General features: G+C 72.4%; 20 protein-coding genes. 15 read left to right on the top strand and 5 right to left on the bottom strand.

Features of this window, described 5'->3' with window-relative positions:
- The first annotated feature begins 22 nt into the window (after nt 1-22).
- Both AB0M08_RS32830 and AB0M08_RS32825 read left to right on the top strand, forming a co-directional pair.
- Nucleotides 23-1036, top strand: a complete 1014-nt coding sequence (locus AB0M08_RS32830; protein ID WP_364501785.1) for a zinc-binding dehydrogenase — start codon at nt 23-25, stop codon at nt 1034-1036.
- Nucleotides 1033-1383: a hypothetical protein gene (locus AB0M08_RS32825; protein WP_364501783.1), complete on the top strand. Its 351-nt coding sequence runs from the start codon at nt 1033-1035 to the stop codon at nt 1381-1383. Before AB0M08_RS32830 ends, AB0M08_RS32825 begins: the two co-directional genes overlap by 4 nt.
- A gap of 128 nt (nt 1384-1511) precedes the next feature.
- Here the strand turns inward: AB0M08_RS32825 and AB0M08_RS32820 are convergent, their stop codons facing one another.
- Entirely contained in the window at nt 1512-2219 is a 708-nt protein-coding gene (locus tag AB0M08_RS32820; protein ID WP_364501780.1) for an NAD(P)-binding domain-containing protein, read from the bottom strand.
- A gap of 101 nt (nt 2220-2320) precedes the next feature.
- On the opposite strand from AB0M08_RS32820, the gene AB0M08_RS32815 reads away from it, so the two are divergent.
- The 8 genes from AB0M08_RS32815 (at nt 2321) to AB0M08_RS32780 (ending at nt 9673) form a co-directional block, all read left to right on the top strand.
- Nucleotides 2321-2902, top strand: coding sequence for a TetR family transcriptional regulator (locus AB0M08_RS32815; protein ID WP_364501777.1), 582 nt, complete (start codon nt 2321-2323; stop codon nt 2900-2902).
- Nucleotides 2899-4035 carry a histidine kinase gene (locus tag AB0M08_RS32810; protein WP_364501774.1) on the top strand — a complete coding sequence of 379 codons (1137 nt, stop codon included), beginning with the start codon at nt 2899-2901 and terminating at the stop codon, nt 4033-4035. Before AB0M08_RS32815 ends, AB0M08_RS32810 begins: the two co-directional genes overlap by 4 nt.
- Nucleotides 4032-4691 (top strand): response regulator transcription factor, encoded by a 660-nt coding sequence (locus AB0M08_RS32805; RefSeq protein WP_364501771.1) that lies wholly within the window; start codon nt 4032-4034, stop codon nt 4689-4691. Before AB0M08_RS32810 ends, AB0M08_RS32805 begins: the two co-directional genes overlap by 4 nt.
- Nucleotides 4692-4864: 173 nt before the next feature.
- Nucleotides 4865-5794, top strand: a complete 930-nt coding sequence (locus tag AB0M08_RS32800; protein WP_364501769.1) for a LacI family DNA-binding transcriptional regulator — start codon at nt 4865-4867, stop codon at nt 5792-5794.
- A gap of 154 nt (nt 5795-5948) precedes the next feature.
- Nucleotides 5949-7271 carry an aminomethyl transferase family protein gene (locus AB0M08_RS32795; RefSeq protein WP_364501766.1) on the top strand — a complete coding sequence of 441 codons (1323 nt, stop codon included), beginning with the start codon at nt 5949-5951 and terminating at the stop codon, nt 7269-7271.
- Between the two features lie 59 nt (nt 7272-7330).
- Nucleotides 7331-8197 (top strand): methylenetetrahydrofolate reductase, encoded by an 867-nt coding sequence (locus AB0M08_RS32790; RefSeq protein WP_364501763.1) that lies wholly within the window; start codon nt 7331-7333, stop codon nt 8195-8197.
- Between the two features lies 1 nt (nt 8198).
- Nucleotides 8199-9098, top strand: a complete 900-nt coding sequence (gene purU, locus AB0M08_RS32785; RefSeq protein WP_364501761.1) for a formyltetrahydrofolate deformylase — start codon at nt 8199-8201, stop codon at nt 9096-9098.
- 173 nt (nt 9099-9271) lie between these two features.
- Nucleotides 9272-9673: a VOC family protein gene (locus AB0M08_RS32780; RefSeq protein ID WP_364501831.1), complete on the top strand. Its 402-nt coding sequence runs from the start codon at nt 9272-9274 to the stop codon at nt 9671-9673.
- 54 nt (nt 9674-9727) lie between these two features.
- On the opposite strand, the gene AB0M08_RS32775 is transcribed toward AB0M08_RS32780, so the two are convergent.
- The gene (locus AB0M08_RS32775) at nt 9728-9880 is read right to left on the bottom strand and encodes a hypothetical protein (RefSeq protein ID WP_364501759.1); all 153 of its coding nucleotides are present in this window, start codon (nt 9878-9880) and stop codon (nt 9728-9730) included.
- Between the two features lie 166 nt (nt 9881-10046).
- On the opposite strand from AB0M08_RS32775, the gene AB0M08_RS32770 reads away from it, so the two are divergent.
- The 3 genes from AB0M08_RS32770 (at nt 10047) to AB0M08_RS32760 (ending at nt 13105) form a co-directional block, all read left to right on the top strand.
- Nucleotides 10047-11615, top strand: a complete 1569-nt coding sequence (locus tag AB0M08_RS32770) for an MFS transporter (protein WP_364501757.1) — start codon at nt 10047-10049, stop codon at nt 11613-11615.
- Between the two features lie 66 nt (nt 11616-11681).
- Nucleotides 11682-12647, top strand: a complete 966-nt coding sequence (locus AB0M08_RS32765) for an Lrp/AsnC family transcriptional regulator (RefSeq protein WP_364501754.1) — start codon at nt 11682-11684, stop codon at nt 12645-12647.
- Nucleotides 12648-12838: 191 nt separating this feature from the next.
- On the top strand, nt 12839-13105 hold the full coding sequence (locus AB0M08_RS32760) for a hypothetical protein (RefSeq protein WP_364501751.1): 267 nt from the start codon (nt 12839-12841) through the stop codon (nt 13103-13105).
- A gap of 18 nt (nt 13106-13123) precedes the next feature.
- Here AB0M08_RS32760 and AB0M08_RS32755 read toward each other — a convergent pair whose 3' ends face one another.
- From AB0M08_RS32755 to AB0M08_RS32745, 3 genes are all read right to left on the bottom strand, one after another.
- Complete coding sequence (locus AB0M08_RS32755) at nt 13124-13663, bottom strand: isochorismatase family cysteine hydrolase (RefSeq protein WP_364501748.1); 540 nt, start codon at nt 13661-13663, stop codon at nt 13124-13126.
- Entirely contained in the window at nt 13663-14481 is an 819-nt protein-coding gene (locus AB0M08_RS32750) for a helix-turn-helix transcriptional regulator (protein WP_364501745.1), read from the bottom strand. Before AB0M08_RS32750 ends, AB0M08_RS32755 begins: the two co-directional genes overlap by 1 nt.
- A gap of 642 nt (nt 14482-15123) precedes the next feature.
- The gene (locus tag AB0M08_RS32745; RefSeq protein ID WP_364501742.1) at nt 15124-15312 is read right to left on the bottom strand and encodes a GNAT family N-acetyltransferase; all 189 of its coding nucleotides are present in this window, start codon (nt 15310-15312) and stop codon (nt 15124-15126) included.
- A 102-nt stretch (nt 15313-15414) separates the two neighbouring features.
- Between AB0M08_RS32745 and AB0M08_RS32740 the strand changes: the two genes are divergently transcribed.
- Nucleotides 15415-15642 (top strand): hypothetical protein, encoded by a 228-nt coding sequence (locus AB0M08_RS32740; RefSeq protein WP_364501740.1) that lies wholly within the window; start codon nt 15415-15417, stop codon nt 15640-15642.
- 33 nt (nt 15643-15675) lie between these two features.
- Nucleotides 15676-16068 carry a hypothetical protein gene (locus tag AB0M08_RS32735; protein WP_364501737.1) on the top strand — a complete coding sequence of 131 codons (393 nt, stop codon included), beginning with the start codon at nt 15676-15678 and terminating at the stop codon, nt 16066-16068.
- Nucleotides 16069-16082 lie beyond the last annotated feature (14 nt).

Below are 16082 nucleotides of genomic sequence, written 5' to 3'. Positions count from 1 at the left end.
GACACGGGGAAGAGGAGACGCGATGAAGGTTGTGATGGTCGACGGTCCGGGCAGCACGGCGACGATGGAGGTCGACCGCCCGGAGACCGGTCCGCGGGACGTGCTGGTGCGGATGCGGGCCTGCGGCATCTGCGGCTCGGACGGGCTCTACATCAAGGTCGGCGGCATCCCGCCACGGCAGGGCGCCACCCCGCTGGGTCACGAGCCGGCCGGCGAGATCGCCGAGGTCGGCGCTCTCGTCGAGGGGCTGTCGGTGGGCGACCACGTGGTCATCGACACGATGGCCGCCAGTGACGGGCTGATCGGCAGCGGCGGCGCCCAGGGCGGGCTCTCCGAGTATCTGCTGATCCGCGACGCCGAGGTGGGCCGGCACCTGGTGACGGTCCCGCCGCACATCCCGTGGGCGGTGGCGGCGCTCAACGAGCCGATGGCGGTGGCCCGGCACGCGGTCAACCGGACGGCGCCGAAGTCCGGTGACCGGGTGGTGGTGTTCGGGGCGGGGCCGATCGGGCTCGGTGCGGCGATCGGCTACAAGCTGCGCGGGGCGCACGTCATCGTCGTCGACATCGTGCCCAACCGGCTGGCGAAGGCACTTCTGGTCGGCGCGGACGCGGTGATCGACTCGTCCCGGGAGGACACCGCGGCCCGCATCGTCGAACTGCACGGCGAGGCGACCAGCGGCTTCACCCGCGGCGTGCGCGCGGGCACCGACATCTACCTCGACGCGGCCGGGGTGCCCGCGGTCATCGCGACGGTGTCCGATATCGCCAAGCACGGCGCGACCCTGGGCGTCGTCGCGGTGCACAAGGCGCCGGTGCCGGTCGATCTCGGTGCGCTGCTGACCACGGAGCTGACCGTGGTGCTGGCGATGGGCTATCCGACGGAGATCTTCGAGGTGACCGGAGACATCGTCGCGAACTGGGAACGGTACGCGCACATCGTCAGTGACACGGTGCCGTTCGCGGAGGTGGAGCGGGCGCTCGCGCTGGCGACCACGCCGGGCGCCGCGGAGAAGGTCGTGGTGACGTTCGGATGAGTTCGCGTCTGCTGTGGGCCGGGATCTGGGCCCTGTTCCTCGTCGCCATCGGCGCCTGCCTCGGTTCCGGCTTCGTGCCGGAGGGGCCTTCTCAGACCCTTGCGACGTACGGCGGCCTGGTCCTCTCCCTGATCACCGGGACCTTGATCGCGCGCCGGGAGCCGGTCAAGTCCTTCCTCGGCACGCGTCCGGTGATGTGGTTCCTGTTCCTGTTCAACCTCTCCGCGGCGGCCGTCGTGCTGGTGCTGGTCGACGGCGTGACCGGCATCAGCGCCGCGGCCGGCCTCGGGCTGGTGGGGCTCGGGGCCGGCGGCGGTCTGGTGGCGCGCGCCCGGAAGCCGGCCTGAGGTCACTGGCCCATGTCGGCGCCGCCGTCGACGGCCCGGGCCCGTCCGTTGATCCACTCGGCGTCGTCGGAGAGCGGGAACGCGGCGGCGGCGCCCAGGTCGCCGGGCCGGCGCGGCGGGGTGACCGGTCAGCGCACGGCCGTGGCCAGCAGCTCGCGGACGCGCGCGGCCGGCACGGCCACCCCGGGAGTCTCGAAGAACCACGTCCGCCGGTCCTGGCCGGCCGGCGGCTCGCCGGGGAAGTACGGCTGGACGTAGACGGGGGTGCCGGGACGACTGCGCCAGCTGTCGGCGAGGGTGCCGAGCTCGACCGCGTCGTACCCGAGCCGGTCGAGCAGCTCGACCACCCGGGCCGTGGCGGCGCCGTCGTCCCCGGCCACCGGCAGCGCGCTGCGGTCGCCCGCACCGGCCGGGCGGGCCAGCGTGCCCAGGCGCCGGAAGTCGATGTTGTTGAACGCCTTGACGACCGTCGCGCCGGTCAGCTGCCGCTGGACCAGCTCGCTGGAGGTCAGCTCGCCGCCGTCGAGTGCCCCGATGTGGCCGTCCCGCTCCGGGTAGTAGTTCATCGCGTCGACGACCACGCCGCCGGAGACCTCGGCCACCGGCAACCGGTCGTAGGCGTGCAGCGGCACCGCGACCACGACCAGCCCGGTGCTCGCCGCCTCGGCTGCGGTGGCCGCCCGGGCGCGCGGGCCGACCGAGTCGACCAGCTCGCCGAGGGTGTCCGGGCCGCGCGAGTTGCCGATCACCACGTCGATGCCCGCGGCGGCGGCGAGGCGCGCCACGGTGCCACCGATCATGCCGCTGCCGATGATGCCGAGGGCGGGTGAAGCCATGGCCGTACTCCTAACTCTGGAACTTGGTTTTAAAGATGGTACTAAGTTTCATTTTTGGCTTCAAGTTCGAGGTACGGCCGCGGCACCGCTACCATCGCCCGGTGGGTAGCAGAGAGATCGCGCGGACCGCGGTCCGGAGCCGGCTCGCCGAGGTCGCCGTCGAGCTGTTCCACCAGGGCGGCTTCGACCGGATCACGGTCAACGAACTGGCCGCCGCCGGTGGGGTGTCCCGCAGTACGTTCCTGCGCTACTTCACCACCAAGGAGGACGCGGTCCTCGCGGCCTTCGAGGACCAGGGCGACCTGCTGGCCGCCGCGATCCGGGCCCGCCCCGCCGGCGAGGACGACTGGACGGTCCTGCTCTGCGCGCTGCTCGGCCGGATCGCCGACCGCTGCCGGCGGGACCCGGCCGGCACCCTGGCCCTGACCGGCCTGATCCGGCGGACGCCGGCCCTGTGCGCCCGCAACCTCGAGCGTCAGGCGACCTGGCGCCCGCTGCTGGCGACCGCGCTGCTGGAACGGCACGACGACCGCCCGGACGGCGCGCGCCTGCGCGCGACGGTCCTCGTCTCCGCCGCCTTCGCCTGCTACAACGCCGCCGTGGACAGCTGGACCGACAGCGGCGGCACCGACGACCTCCCGGGACTCGTCGAGCGGGCATTCTCGGTCATGTCACCACGATGAGAGTGCCGCGTGCGTTCGCGGTCACCGCGTACACCCTGATCGGTCTCAGCGCGTCGGTGGAGGCCATCACCATCGGCAAGGCGCACGCGGCCGGGCGGGGCCTGCCGTCGCTGGCGTGCGCCGTCGCCGCCGCGATCGTGCTGCACCGCCGTCCCGTGGTGGCGTTGCTGCTGCTCACCACCGGGCCGACGCTCGGCGCGCTGCTCGGCTGGGATCCGGTCGCCGACTACTCGATGGCGGTCTTCGGCGCCTTCCTGCTCACCCTGCGCGGGACGTCCGGCCTGCTGGTCGCCGCGCTCGTCGGCACCGGGAACACGGTCGCGGCCGGGCTGCACGCGGGCACGGTGGTCATCTCGGTGGACCCGGCCGCCGGGGTGGCCGGCTTCGCGGCGCTGGTCGCGGCCTCCGCCGGCAGCGCGGTCCGGTCCCAGCGGCTGTACCGGGCCGAGCTGGAGCACCGGACGCAGGCCGCGTTGGAGAGCCGCGAGTCGGCGGTGCGTCAGGGCGTCGCCGAGGAGCGCGTCCGCATCGCCCGCGACCTGCACGACAGCGTCGGCCACCAGATCGCGGTGGTCAGCATGCACCTGGGCGCGGCCGAGGTGCACCTCTCCGCCGACCCGGGCCGGGCGTCCGGCGACATCGGCGCCGCGCGTACCGGGGTGCAGGCGGTGCTGCGCGAGACCCAGCAGATCCTCCGGGTGCTGCGCATCGGCGACGGCGAGCCACCACCGCCGACACCGGGCCACGGCGAGGTGGCGGGCCTGGTGGACCGGCTGCGCGCGGCCGGGCTGCGGGTCGACGCCACCCTGCCGGGCCTGTCCTGCCCGATGCCCGCGCCGGTGAGCGCCGCCGTCTACCGCATCGTCCAGGAAGCGCTCACCAACGCCCAGCGCTACGGCACCGGATCCGCGACGCTGCGCCTCGACGTCGTGGACGATGCCGTGGTGGTGATCGAGGTGACCAACACGCGGGCCGGGGACGCCCCGGGCCGGCACCGCACCGGCGGCGGGCACGGCATCGCCGGGATGCGCGAGCGCGCCGAGTCCACCGGCGGCGTACTGGACGTCCGGCTCACCGACGGCCTGTTCCGGCTCCGGGCCCGGCTGCCACTCCGAGGGGAGACACCCGCATGATCCGTGTGGTACTCGTTGACGACCAGGAGATCATCCGCGCCGGTCTGCGCACCATCCTCGACGCGCACCCGGAGCTGACCGTGGTGGCCGAGGCACCCGACGGGCTGGCGCTGCTGCGGCTGCTGGACGACGGTACCGGCGCCGACGTACTCCTGATGGACCTGAACATGCCCGGCATCGACGGGGTGGAGACGACCCGCCGGGTGCGCGCCGCCGCCGGCCCCCAGCCGCGGATCCTGGTGCTGACCACCTTTGATCAGGACGCCAACGTGCTGGCCGCGCTCCGTGCCGGCGCCGACGGCTTCCTCAGCAAGGGCGCCGGCCCCGCCGAGCTGACCGCCGCGATCGCCCGGGTCGCCGCGGGTGGCCGGGTGCTCTCGGCGACCGCCGTCGACGCCGTGGTCACGCACGTCGCCGAGGACCGGGGCACGCCCCCCGATCCACAGGCCGTGGCCCGCTTCACCGAGCTGACCGCCCGCGAGCACGAGATCGTCCACCTGGTCGTCGCCGGCCTGGACAACCACGAGATCGCCGCCCGCCTGGTGGTCTCCCCGTTCACCGTGAAGACCCACGTCAACCGCGCCATGGCCAAGGCCGGCACCCGGGACCGCGCCCAGCTCGTCTCCCTCGCCGTCCGCGCCGGTATCCGCCCCTGACGCCGTAATCTCCGGAAGCCACACTCAACGCCGCGTCTCCCCTTGGTACCTCCCGGTCTTGGCGATGAACGCCCATATGTCGACCATGGGTTGCCGAGAACGGCTTTCGTGAGGGGTGAGAGCGTGGCGTCGGCCCGGGGCGATCCGCCGAGGTGGGTCGGTAGGGTCGGGGGGTGACAGAGGGGCGGCGGGCGACGCTGAAGGATGTGGCTGCGGCCAGCGGTGTCTCGCGGGCCACGGTCAGCTTCGTGCTCAATGAGACGCCGAACCAGACGATCTCCGAGGCGACCCGGAAGCGGGTGCTGCGGGTCGTCCGGGAGCTGGGCTACCGGCCGCACGGCATCGCCCGGGCGCTGCGCGAGGGCGCGTCGCGGATCGTGGTGCTGTTCATCGCGAGCGGCCTGGAGGGCAACTACTCGCGCAGCTACGTGCGCGGCCTGGACGAGGAGCTCGCCGCCAACGGTCACGTGCTGATGGTCCGGCACGGGCCGACCGGGCCGGACGCGGCGAAGCAGGTGCTGGACGCGATCAACCCGCGGGCCGTGCTGCGCTTCGGCGAGGTCTACCAGACCGGCCACGAGCTGGACGACCTCGGCGGCGGCTGGCGCGACGGGCTGGCGGCGCACACCGCGCTGCAGATCGGCCACCTCGCCGAGCACGGGCACACCGCGATCGCGCTGGCGCTGCCCGCGGAGGCGCCGCTGGCCGAGGTCCGGCTCGGCTTCGCCCAGCAGGCCGCGCGCTCCTGCGGACTGCCGCCGCTGCGTTCGCTGGTGGTGCCGCGCCCGCGGGAGGCGGGTGCCGCGGCGGTGGCGGAGTTCCGGCGTACGGCGCCCGAGGTGACCGCCGTCGCCGCGCACGACGACGACGTGGCCCTGCGCACCCTGACCGCGCTGCGGGACCTGGACGTCGCGGTGCCGGGGGAGTGCGCGGTGATCGGTTTCGACGACACCGAGTACGGCGCCCTGTTCACCCCGCCGCTGACGACGGTCCACATCGACGCGGAGGCGCACGGCCGGGTCGCCGCCCGCGAGGCGCTCGGTCTCGACACCGCGGGCCTGGTGCCGGCACCCGCCCGGGTCCTGGTCCGCCGGACCGTCTGAACAATCTTTGCTTGCGTACGCGGCATGCCGCGCTGCGAAGTGTGTCTTGCGTCATCGCGTAACACGCCGGTAGCTTTCCCAACTAGCTCGGTTTAGTGCTAGCTCGATTTAGCAGGCGCTGAGCTGCTCCGACGTGTATCCCCAGGAGGTAGCCATGACCGCACCGACCCTTCAGGACGGCATCGAGAGGGCCGGATCGCCCGTACGCCTGCTGTGGAAACCCGGCGCCGCACCCTGGAACCCCGAGGTCGTGGAGCCCGAGTACGCCGGCTGGCGTACCGAGCAGCGCGCCTGGCACGAGGGCGTCGCGATCTCGAACCTCTCGCACCACATGTACGACATGGTCATCGAGGGCCCGGACGCCACGAAGCTGCTCGCCGCGGTCAGCGCGAACAACTACGAGAGGTTCGCGATCGGCCAGGCCAAGCAGATCGTCCCGGTCACCGAGCGCGGATTCATCGTCACCGACGGGATCCTGGCCCGCGAGGCGGAGAACCGGTACCTGCTCTCCGGGATCCCCGCCTCCCAGCACTGGGTGCGGTACCACGGCGAGAGGGGCGGCTACGACGTCGGCTTCCGTACCGACCCGTCCTCCGCCTACCGCCCGGGCGGCGGCGACCCGGGACTCTTCCGGTACCAGGTGCAGGGGCCCCTCGCCCAGCAGCTGGTGGAGAGCGTGTTCGGCGGGCCGCTGCCGCCCACGAAGTTCTTCCACTGGACGCCGGTCACGCTCGGCGGGCGGACCTTCAAGGCCCTCCGGCACGGCATGGCCGGGCAGGCCGGGTACGAGTTCATCGGCGACTGGGCCGACGGCGACCACGTCCTCGACGCGCTGCTCACCGCCGGCGAACCGCTCGGCGTGGTCCGGGTCGGCGCGCGGGCCTACACCACCGCGTCGGTCGAGTCCGGCTGGGTGCCCTCGCCGACACCGGGCATCTACTCCGACCCGGAACTCGAGGACTACCGGCGCTGGCTGCCGCTCTTCGGCATCGAGGGGCAGCGGCCGCTGCACGGCAGCTTCCACTCGCCGGAGATCGAGGACTACTACGTCACCCCCTTCGAGCTCGGGTACGGCCGTCTGATCCACTTCGGCCACGACTTCATCGGCCGGGACGCCCTCCTCAAGGCCCGCGAGAACGTCCGCTGGTCCAAGGTCACGCTGGTCCTCGACAACGACGACGTCCGCCGGGTGCTCGGCGAGGACCCCGGGTTCGTGCTCAGCTACTCCCGGCACCGCATCGAGACCTCCGCCGGGCCGGCCGGCACCACCTACCACGTCGCCGCGCTCGACCCGTACCGGTCGATCCTCGCGCTGTCCCTGGTCAGCCCGGAGTTCGCGACGCCCGGCACCGAGGTCGAGGTGGTCTGGGGCGAGCATCCCGGCGACGACAGCAGCCCCGACTTCCCGCGCATCCGGGCCACCGTCGCACCCGCGCCGTACAACGAGCACGCCCGCACGCACTACCGCCAGGACTGACCGCGCCTCCCGCGCGCCGTTCTCCGGCGGCGCGCGGGACCCCTCCCGTCAGGAGCACCATGACCTCAGCGACGACCCGTCCGGCGGCTCGGCTGGCCCGGCTGCTGGACGACTTCTCCCTGGAGATGACCGGAAAGGACACCGAGGAGCTGCCGGCCGCCCGCCCGCTGCTCCCGGCCGGCACCCGGATCAACGTGACCTTTCTCGGCAACGAGGACCTGCCCCTGCGCCGGACCGCCGCCCGTGCCGTCCGGGACAGCGGCTTCACCCCGGTGCCCCACGTGTCGGCCCGCCGGCTCGCCTCGGCCGGCGCGCTGACCGCATTCCTCGCCGCGCTGCGCGACGACGGCACCCAGTCCGAGATCTTCACCGTCGGCGGCGACCCGGCCGAGCCCCACGGCCCGTACCCGGACGCCCTGTCTTTGATCGATTCCGGTCTTTTAGAAGCTTTCGGGGTACGCCACGTGGGCATCGCCGGATATCCCGAAGGCCATCCCGGCATCCCGGCGACCACCCTCGCGACCGCGCTGGCCACGAAGGTCGGTGCGCTGCGGGACCGGGGCCTCTCCGGCGAGATCATCACGCAGTTCGGCTTCGACGTCGACCCGGTGCTGGACTGGATCGCCCGTCTCCGGCAGTCCGGTGTCGACGTCCCGGTCCGCGTCGGCGTACCCGGACCCGCCGGGGTCCGCCGCCTGCTGCGCTTCGCCGCCCGGATGGGTGTCGGCACCGGCGCCTCGATCGCCCGCAAGTACGGCCTGTCGCTGACCAACCTGATGTCCACCGCCGGGCCCGACCGTTTCCTGCAGACCCTGGCCACCGACTACCACCCCGAGGTGCACGGCGACGTCCGGCTGCACTTCTACACCTTCGGCGGCCTGCGCGCCACGTCGGAGTGGATCCACGACTTCCGGAAGGACACCTGACGTGACCGTCACCCAGCAGGCCCGTACCGCGGAACCCGTCGTGGCACCGACCGCCGACCAGGCCGTCCTGATCGTGCACGGCACCGACCGGACCGGCATCGTCGCCGCGATCAGCGGTGTGCTCGGTCGCCACGACGCCAACATCGTCTCGCTCGACCAGTACTCCGACAATCCCCGCGGCGGTGCCTTCTTCCAGCGCACCGTCCTCAGTAGGCCCGGGCTGCGCGCCGCCCTGCCGAAGATCGAGCAGGACCTGATCGCCGAACTCGGCGACCTGAGCTTCACGCTGCGCGACCTCGCCGTCCCGCGGCGGGTGGCGATCTTCGCCTCCAAGGCCGACCACTGCCTGCTCGACCTGCTCTGGCGCCACCGCCGCGGCGAACTGCCGGTCAACGTCGCCATGGTGATCTCCAACCACCCGGACACCGCCGACGAGGTCCGCTCGTTCGGCATCCCGTTCTTCCACGTACCGTCGCCGGCCGGCCCGGACAAGTCCGCCGCCGAGGCCGAGCACCTGCGGCTGCTCGCCGGCAACGTCGACTTCGTGGTCCTGGCCCGCTACATGCAGATCCTCTCCGGCGACTTCATCGACCGGGTCGGCGTACCCATCATCAACATCCACCACAGCTTCCTGCCGGCGTTCATCGGCGCCGGACCGTACGCCAAGGCGAAGGCCCGCGGCGTGAAGCTGGTCGGCGCCACCGCCCACTACGTCACCGAGGACCTCGACGAGGGCCCGATCATCGAACAGGACGTGGTCCGGGTCTCGCACGCCCACAGCGTCGCCGAGCTGCAGCGCCGCGGCGCCGACGTGGAACGCGACGTGCTCTCCAGGGCGGTCCTCTGGCACAGCCAGGACCGGGTCATCCGGCACGGCAGCCACACGATCGTCTTCCCGTGACCGCCGTCCGCATCGACGGGAATAGTCAATCTCGGCTGCTGACGCTGCGTTACGCAGCCCCGGGTGGACAACGCGCTCCATGCGGCAGAAGCGGATGGCGTCAGGTCTGGAAATCGCTGGCGGAAGGCCGTGGTTCGGACGATGATCCGGTGACCGTTGGCGGAAGGGCGAGTATGGCGAGCAGGTTCACGGAGTTGGTGATCGACTGTCATGATCCGCGAGGATTGGCGAGATTCTGGTCCGCGGTGTTGGGCTACCAGATCATCGACGAACGACCCGATCTGGTGGAGATTGCCGCTTGGGAGCCGACGGCTGAGGCGGTACGAGCGGCTCCCCAACCGCCAACCATCATCTTTGCCAAGGTGCCGGAGGGCAAGGTCGTCAAGAATCGCCTGCACCTCGACGTTAGCCCGATCGATGTAAGTCGTGACGAGGAGGTGGAACGGCTGATCGTGCTCGGAGCCCGTCGCGTGGATGTCGGCCAAGGCGATGATGTGAGCTGGGTGGTCCTCGCGGATCCCGAGGGCAACGAGTTCTGCGTGCTCCGCACGTTGGCACCCCAGCCACGCCCGTAAGAGGTAAGCCTCCACACCGACGACAAAGCGTGCGGACGGATCTACGGCCGGCGCTCACCATGCGGTCATCGACGTCCGCGCCACCATCTCGCTCTGCGTCATCGCGCCGCGATACGCCGCCGACGGCACGGCCGTCACCGTGCTCTGGGGCCGTCCGGGCAGCGCCCAGCGGGAGATCCGGGCGACCGTCACCACCCTGCCGTTCAAGCCCGACCGCCGCCGGTCGCCGGCCGATGTCGGAAAAGCGGGCTGAGCGGGCTCCTCGTGGAAGTTTCCCGGGATTCGGCGCCGTTGACTGGCTGCGCTTCTGCAGAATCGGGAGGGTGTGCCCCGGCCGGACGAACGCGTCCGCCTGGAGGGAGTTCTGCAACAGATGGTGACGACGGGAAAGTCCGGCGACCACCGGACGGCGACGCTGGTGATGGCCTGCGTCGGTGTCTTCGTGGCATATCTACCGGTGACCACCGTCTCGGTGAGCCTGCCGGCGATCCAACGAGGGCTGGGCGCCTCGACCCCGGACCTGTCGTGGGTGTCGGACGCGTTCGTGCTGCCGATGGCGGCGCTGATCCTGACCGCCGGCGTCTTCGGTGACGTGCACGGCCGCAAGCGGGTGTTCCAGGCCGGGCTGCTGCTCTGCGCGGCGGGTGCCGCGGTCGCGCTCGGCGCCGGCACGGTGCACCTGCTCTGGGCCGGTCAGGTGCTGGCCGGCATGGGCGCGGCGGCCCTGCTGCCGGCGACCCTGGCGTTGATCAGCCATGCGGTGCCGAACCCGCGGGAGCGCGGCCGCTACATCAGTCTCTGGGCCACGGCACTGCTGCTGGCGCTGGCGGCGGGGCCGCTGCTGGCCGGGCTGATCCTCGACCACGGGGGATGGCGGTGGATCTTCCTGCTGCCGATCCCGGTCGCGCTGATCACCCTCGCCCTGTCGGTGCCGCTGGTCACCGACTCGCGTGCGCCCGGCACGCGGCACCTCGACTGGCCCGGCCAGATCACCGCCGCGATCGCGATCGTGACCCTGGTCTACGCGGTGATCGAGGGCGGCGCCGACTCGTTCGCGTCCGCCCGGGTCGTCGTCGCGTTCGCGGTCGCCGCGGTGTTCCTGACCGCGTTCGTCCTGCTGGAGCGGCGCAGCGACGCGCCGATGCTGAGCCCGGAGCTGTTCCGCAGCGGCGGATTCACCGCCACCGCGCTGGTCGCCATGATCACTTTCATGGGTGTCATCGGCAGCGTCTTCGTGCTGAGCCTCTACTTCGGCCTGGCACAGCAGCTGACCACGATGCAGGCGGCGCTGCGGCTGCTGACCTTCACGGCCGTGCCGATCGTCGTCGGGCCGGTGTGCGCGGCCCTGATGCACCGGGTGCCGGTGCGCCTGCTCCTCACCGGTGGCCTGCTGATCGCGGCGGTGGCGTCGCTGGCGCTGTCCACCGTCGACGCCACCACCTCGTTCGGCGCCCTCGCCTGGCGGCTGGCGCTGTTCGGGCTGGGCCTCGGCGCCGTGCTCACCCCGATGACCGCGACCGCGGTCGGCTCGGTGCCGCACCGGCTGGCCGGGATGGCCGCGGCCGGCAACAACGCCTTCCGCCAGGTCGGCGGTGCCCTCGGCCCGGCGGTCTTCGGCGCGCTGCTGACCAGCCGCGCGGCGCACACACTGCCCGCGCACCTCGCCGCGGCCGGGGTGACCGGCGATCCCGGCCGGGCGGCCGTCGCCGCGATGAACGCGGACGGCTTCCAGGCGGTCGCCGCGCGGGACTACGGCGCGGCGCGGGACGCCACCCTCGGCGCGCTGGGCCAGTCGTTCCTGGACGGCTTCCACCTGGCGCTGACCGTGTCGGCCGGGCTGATGACGATCGCCGCGATCGTCGCTCTGGTGCTGCTGCGCCCGGCCCGGCAGGCGGAACGCCCGGCCGCCGACCGGCCCGTACCCGCGGCAGCCGGTGTCTGACCCGGATCACCTGAGGACGCCACCGGCCGCACGGCCGGTGGCGTCCGCGCGCCTGCGGGAGACGCCATGACGCTCGACACCGTCGATCTCAAGCTCCTGCAGGCGCTGCAGCTCGACGGGCGGGTGCCGTTCAGCCGGATCGCGGAGGCCCTCGGCGTCTCCGACCAGACGATCGCCCGCCGTTTCCGGCGGCTGCAGACCTCGATCGGGCTGCGGGTGGTCGGGATGACCGACGAGAGCCGGCTCGGCGGGGAGAGCTGGATCGTGCGCGTGCAGTGCACCCCGGACAGTGCCGACCGGCTCGCCGAGACCCTCGCGCGGCGCCCGGACACCGCCTACGTCGCGCTCCTGTCGGGCGGGGCCGAAACCGTCTGCGCGATGCGGCCGCGTACCCGGCAGGCCCGCAACGACCTGCTGCTCGACCGGCTGCAGCGCACCCCGCGGGTGATCGGATTCAGCGCGTACTGCCTGCTGCACCGCTTCGCCGGGAGCCGGCTCGGCCGCCACCGCGAGACCAGCGCGCTGACCGTACGGGAGGAGCGGATCCTGCGCCCGCAGGCGCCCGCCGGGACGACCGCGAGGCCCACGCTCGACGCGGTCGACGAGCACCTCCTCGCCGCGCTCTTCGACGACGGGCGGGCCTCGACGACCGCGCTCGGCCGGGCCTGCGATCAGTCCGAGGAGCAGGTACGGCGGCGCCTGGGCCGGCTGCTCGCGGCCGGGGTGCTCTACTTCGACGTCCAGCACGCGCCGGAGGCGCTCGGTCTCGACCTGGCCGCCATGCTGTGGCTGACCGTGTCGCCGTCGGCGCTGGCCACCGTCGGCCGCGCCCTCGCCGGTCATCCCGAGGTGGAGTTCGCGGCCGCGGTGAGCGGCCGGATCAACCTCGCCGCCGAGGTCCGCTGCCGTGGCGCCGAGGAGCTCTACGCCTATCTGACCGACCGGCTCGGTGCCCTCGACGGCGTGCAGAGCGTGGAGACCACGCTGATCCTGCGCCAGGTGAAGTGGCTGGCCCTGCCCCTGGCGCGCTGACCGGTCCGGCCGGTGGACGAGCCCGCGACGCGCCGCCCGCCGGATGACCGGAAAGTGTCACCCAGAGCATCGATGTCGGCGATGAGCGAGAGAGATAGGAATTTTTAGCAAACCAACCCGTTTAATCGTACGAGATGGGGGAAGGCGCGGCCGGTCCGTCATGGATAGAGCGGGGCCGGAGGGGGTGGGGGATGGTCGGTACGATCGTGGTGCTGGTGCTCATCGGTGGCGGGCTGGTGCCGGCGATCTGGATGGGACTGCGGGGGCGGGGGCTGGAACGGCTGATCGCGGCGCAACTGGCGGCCATCGTGATCGTGCCGGTGGCGTTGCTGCTCGCGCGGGGGTACACGCAACCGTCGTACCTGATAGTGCCGTTGATCCTGGCGGTCTTCGTCTTCGCCGGGGCGCTGGTGCTGCTGCGTGTCCTGGCCCGCGGATCGACGCCGCCCGCCCCCTGAACCCGGCCGTCGTCGACGCTATCCGACTTTCTTGATCCACTCCGCGACGGTGACCACCTCCGCCTGACTGGGGAAGACCTTCTCGGTCAGCACCTCGTGCACCGCCTCGTCGTTGTCCAGGCAGCCGTCGTTCAGGACGGTGAGCCGGTAGTCCAGATCGGCGGCCTGCCGCAGGGTGGAGAGCACCACCCCGCTGGTGGCGATCCCGGTGAGCACCAGGTGCTCGATCCGCTGGGCCCGCAGCAGCATGTCCAGGTCGCTGCCCGCGAACGCGGAGACCCGCCGCTTCACGACCAGCGCCTCCCGATCGCGCCGGGCTACCGCGGGGTGCGCCTCCGGTGCCGGGCTGTCCCGGCCGGCCAGCCCGCCGAACATCCGGTTCGCCGTGCTCACCTCGGGCGCCCCCGGCCGGAACCCGACCACCACGAAGATCACCGGCAGCCCGGCGGACCGTGCCGCCTCGACCGCCGTGGCCAGCCGCGGCAGGTAGTCCGGGTCCGGGTACCGCGCGACGACGGCCTCCTGCACGTCCATGACCAGCAGGGCGGTGTTGCTCATCAGGGTTCTCCATTCTTGATGAGGAGGCCCAGCGCCTCCTCCGAGCCCGGCTCGGGTGTGCCGGCGCCGAGCCGCAGCCCCGGCTGGCCGATCAGCGCCAGGGCGGTGAAGCGCACGGTCAGCGGCCCCGCCACCGGGTGCCGGAAACGTTTGACGCCGCTGCGGTGCCGGTCCAGGTCGTACGCGGCCCAGAGCTCCCGGAACTCCGCACTGCCCGCGGAGAGCTCCCGGATCAGGTCGCCGAGCCGCTCGTCCTGGCGGTTCCGTCCCGCCTCCGCGCGCAGCACCGCTACCGCGTCGTGCGCCAGCCGCTCGCGGTCCGGGAAGAACTCGCGCGCCGCCGGGTCCAGGAAGAGGAACCTCGCCTGGTTGCCGTCGGTCATCATCGGTGCGAACAGGGCCCGCCCCAGGGCGTTGGTCGCCAGCACGTCCAGGCGGCCGTTCCATACGTACGCCGGAATGCCTGTCATCGCATCCAGGAGGCGCTGAACGCCGGGGTCGAGCGCGACTCCTTTCCGGGGCTGCCTGCCGGGGCGCGCGTTGGCCGCGTGCACCAGGTCCATCAGATGCTCGACCTCTGCATCGTCGAGCCGCAGCGCCCGCGCCACCGCGGTGAGCACGTCGTCGGAGTAGCCGCGCGCGTTCCCGCGCTCCAGCCGGGTGTAGTACTCGACGCTCACCCCGGCGAGCTGCGCCACCTCCTCACGGCGCAATCCGGCCACGCGCCGCTCGCCGTGCCACGGAATCCCGGCCTGCTCCGGCGAGACCCGCGCCCGCCGCGACAGCAGGAAGTCCCTGATCTCGTCCCCGACACTCACGCCGTGACCCTAGATCCCCACGGGTGCCGCCCGGGAGGAACCAGCGCTGCCTGGCGGCCAGGCCGGCATCGCCACCTCGGCCCCGCGCCGCAGATCGCCGGCGCCCACCCCGGCCCATGACGTCACCCCGTCTCGGCGCCTTCCGGCTGGTCCTCAGGGGTGCCTCAGCCGCCCCGAGACACCCGTAGCGGCCAGCCAGGACCGGTCGGCTGGCCGCTACGGGTGTCTCGGGTGGGGCGATGCACCCGTAGGCGCCAGCTGCGGGAGTTTGGCCGGCGTTCAGGGGTGTGTCGGCGGGCTTGAGTGACCCGTGAGTGCCAGCTTTCCCGGCGCGGCTGGTGGTCAGGGGTCTCTCGGAGGGCCTGAGGCACCCCGGATCGCCAGCCGGACCGGCCCGAGGCACCCCGGATCGCCAGCCGATCGGCCGAGGCGCCCTGGGACCGCCGGCTCGCCGCTCGCGGGGTGCCGCCCGGCCGGTTCACGAACGAACCCGGGCAGGCGGAGCCGACGATCCGCGGGCGGCGAGTGTTCGGGCGGGCGGCACCCTGTCACGGGATCCGGCGTCCCGCCCGGGTGGTCCAGATGTGACCAGCAGGGTCACCCCTGCACGCCGGCCGGATCGGAGTCGCCGTGGCGTGGGAACTAGTCGTCGGCGAGCACCCCGAGGACCCGCCTCGACGGCGGGGACGCGACAGCCTCGCGTACGTAGGCGAGGGTTTCGGTCTCGGTGTTGGGACCCCAGGCCTGATAGCGGCGTGCTTCCGGCATGCTCGCCCATTCGTGGACGGCGCCGGTGTCGTCGAGCGTGAGCGGGCGAAGGCTGACCAGCATGGCGGCACGATAGGCCGGGGGCCGATTTGTCGGCAACCGTCCGGTCGGGGAGTAGGGCCGAACGGCCCTGCCGGGCGCGGGGATCCCGCGAAAGGATCCGGCGTGGAGGTGGTGGACGTGGTGGTTCTCACGATCCTGGCGGTGGGTCTGGTCATGGCCATCGGGTACGCGGTATGGCCGATCCGGGACCGTTCCGAGGAGGGGCTGCTGCTGCGCCGCCTCCTCTGCGCCGAGATCAGCAGGTCGGAGTACCGTCACGCGGTGGCGTCCCTGGCCGCCCGTGAGGAGCAGTTCAGCCCACTAACCGTTCCGGGTGACCGCGGCGCTTGACCTCAACCCCGCTTGAGGTACGAGGCTGGCGGGATGCGTGTACGAGCCATCTCCTGGGTCGGCGTCAAGACCGATTCCTACCAGTCCATGCGGGACTTCTTCGCCGGTGTCGCCGGTCTGCCGCTGGACTACGAGCGCCCGGACTTCGCCGTCTTCCGGCTGCCGTCCGGCGACAAGATCGAGGTCTTCGGTCCGGAGTCGAGCGATCCGCCCGAGCAGTTCGCGGTCGAGAAGGTGGTGGCGAGCCTCCTGGTCGAGAACATCGACGAGGCGATCGCGACGCTGCACCGGGCGGACGTCGAGCTGATCGGGCCGAAGGAGGGCGGAGGCGCGTACTTCTGGCAGCACTTCCGCCTTCCGGACGGCAAGATCTTCGAACTGGTCCAGGACGACGGTTACCGGACCGTCGGGTCGGCTGCCGTGTAGAAGAGCTGCGATGT

This window comes from Actinoplanes sp. NPDC051851, assembly GCF_040681165.1.
GTDB lineage: Bacteria > Actinomycetota > Actinomycetes > Mycobacteriales > Micromonosporaceae > Actinoplanes.
The sequence above is the reverse complement of the archived record's forward strand: the minus strand, read 5'-3'. Positions and strand labels throughout refer to the sequence as shown.

What these genes read in the sequence shown, in the direction of transcription:
- AB0M08_RS32830 (WP_364501785.1), top strand. Translation starts at nt 23, where the DNA reads ATGAAGGTTGTGATGGTCGACGGTCCGGGCAGCACGGCGACGATGGAG.
- AB0M08_RS32825 (WP_364501783.1), top strand. Translation starts at nt 1,033, where the DNA reads ATGAGTTCGCGTCTGCTGTGGGCCGGGATCTGGGCCCTGTTCCTCGTC.
- AB0M08_RS32820 (WP_364501780.1), bottom strand. Translation starts at nt 2,219, where the DNA reads ATGGCTTCACCCGCCCTCGGCATCATCGGCAGCGGCATGATCGGTGGC.
- AB0M08_RS32810 (WP_364501774.1), top strand. Translation starts at nt 2,899, where the DNA reads ATGAGAGTGCCGCGTGCGTTCGCGGTCACCGCGTACACCCTGATCGGT.
- AB0M08_RS32805 (WP_364501771.1), top strand. Translation starts at nt 4,032, where the DNA reads ATGATCCGTGTGGTACTCGTTGACGACCAGGAGATCATCCGCGCCGGT.
- AB0M08_RS32795 (WP_364501766.1), top strand. Translation starts at nt 5,949, where the DNA reads ATGACCGCACCGACCCTTCAGGACGGCATCGAGAGGGCCGGATCGCCC.
- AB0M08_RS32790 (WP_364501763.1), top strand. Translation starts at nt 7,331, where the DNA reads ATGACCTCAGCGACGACCCGTCCGGCGGCTCGGCTGGCCCGGCTGCTG.
- AB0M08_RS32780 (WP_364501831.1), top strand. Translation starts at nt 9,272, where the DNA reads ATGGCGAGCAGGTTCACGGAGTTGGTGATCGACTGTCATGATCCGCGA.
- AB0M08_RS32770 (WP_364501757.1), top strand. Translation starts at nt 10,047, where the DNA reads ATGGTGACGACGGGAAAGTCCGGCGACCACCGGACGGCGACGCTGGTG.
- AB0M08_RS32765 (WP_364501754.1), top strand. Translation starts at nt 11,682, where the DNA reads ATGACGCTCGACACCGTCGATCTCAAGCTCCTGCAGGCGCTGCAGCTC.
- AB0M08_RS32760 (WP_364501751.1), top strand. Translation starts at nt 12,839, where the DNA reads ATGGTCGGTACGATCGTGGTGCTGGTGCTCATCGGTGGCGGGCTGGTG.
- AB0M08_RS32755 (WP_364501748.1), bottom strand. Translation starts at nt 13,663, where the DNA reads ATGAGCAACACCGCCCTGCTGGTCATGGACGTGCAGGAGGCCGTCGTC.
- AB0M08_RS32745 (WP_364501742.1), bottom strand. Translation starts at nt 15,312, where the DNA reads ATGCTGGTCAGCCTTCGCCCGCTCACGCTCGACGACACCGGCGCCGTC.
- AB0M08_RS32735 (WP_364501737.1), top strand. Translation starts at nt 15,676, where the DNA reads ATGCGTGTACGAGCCATCTCCTGGGTCGGCGTCAAGACCGATTCCTAC.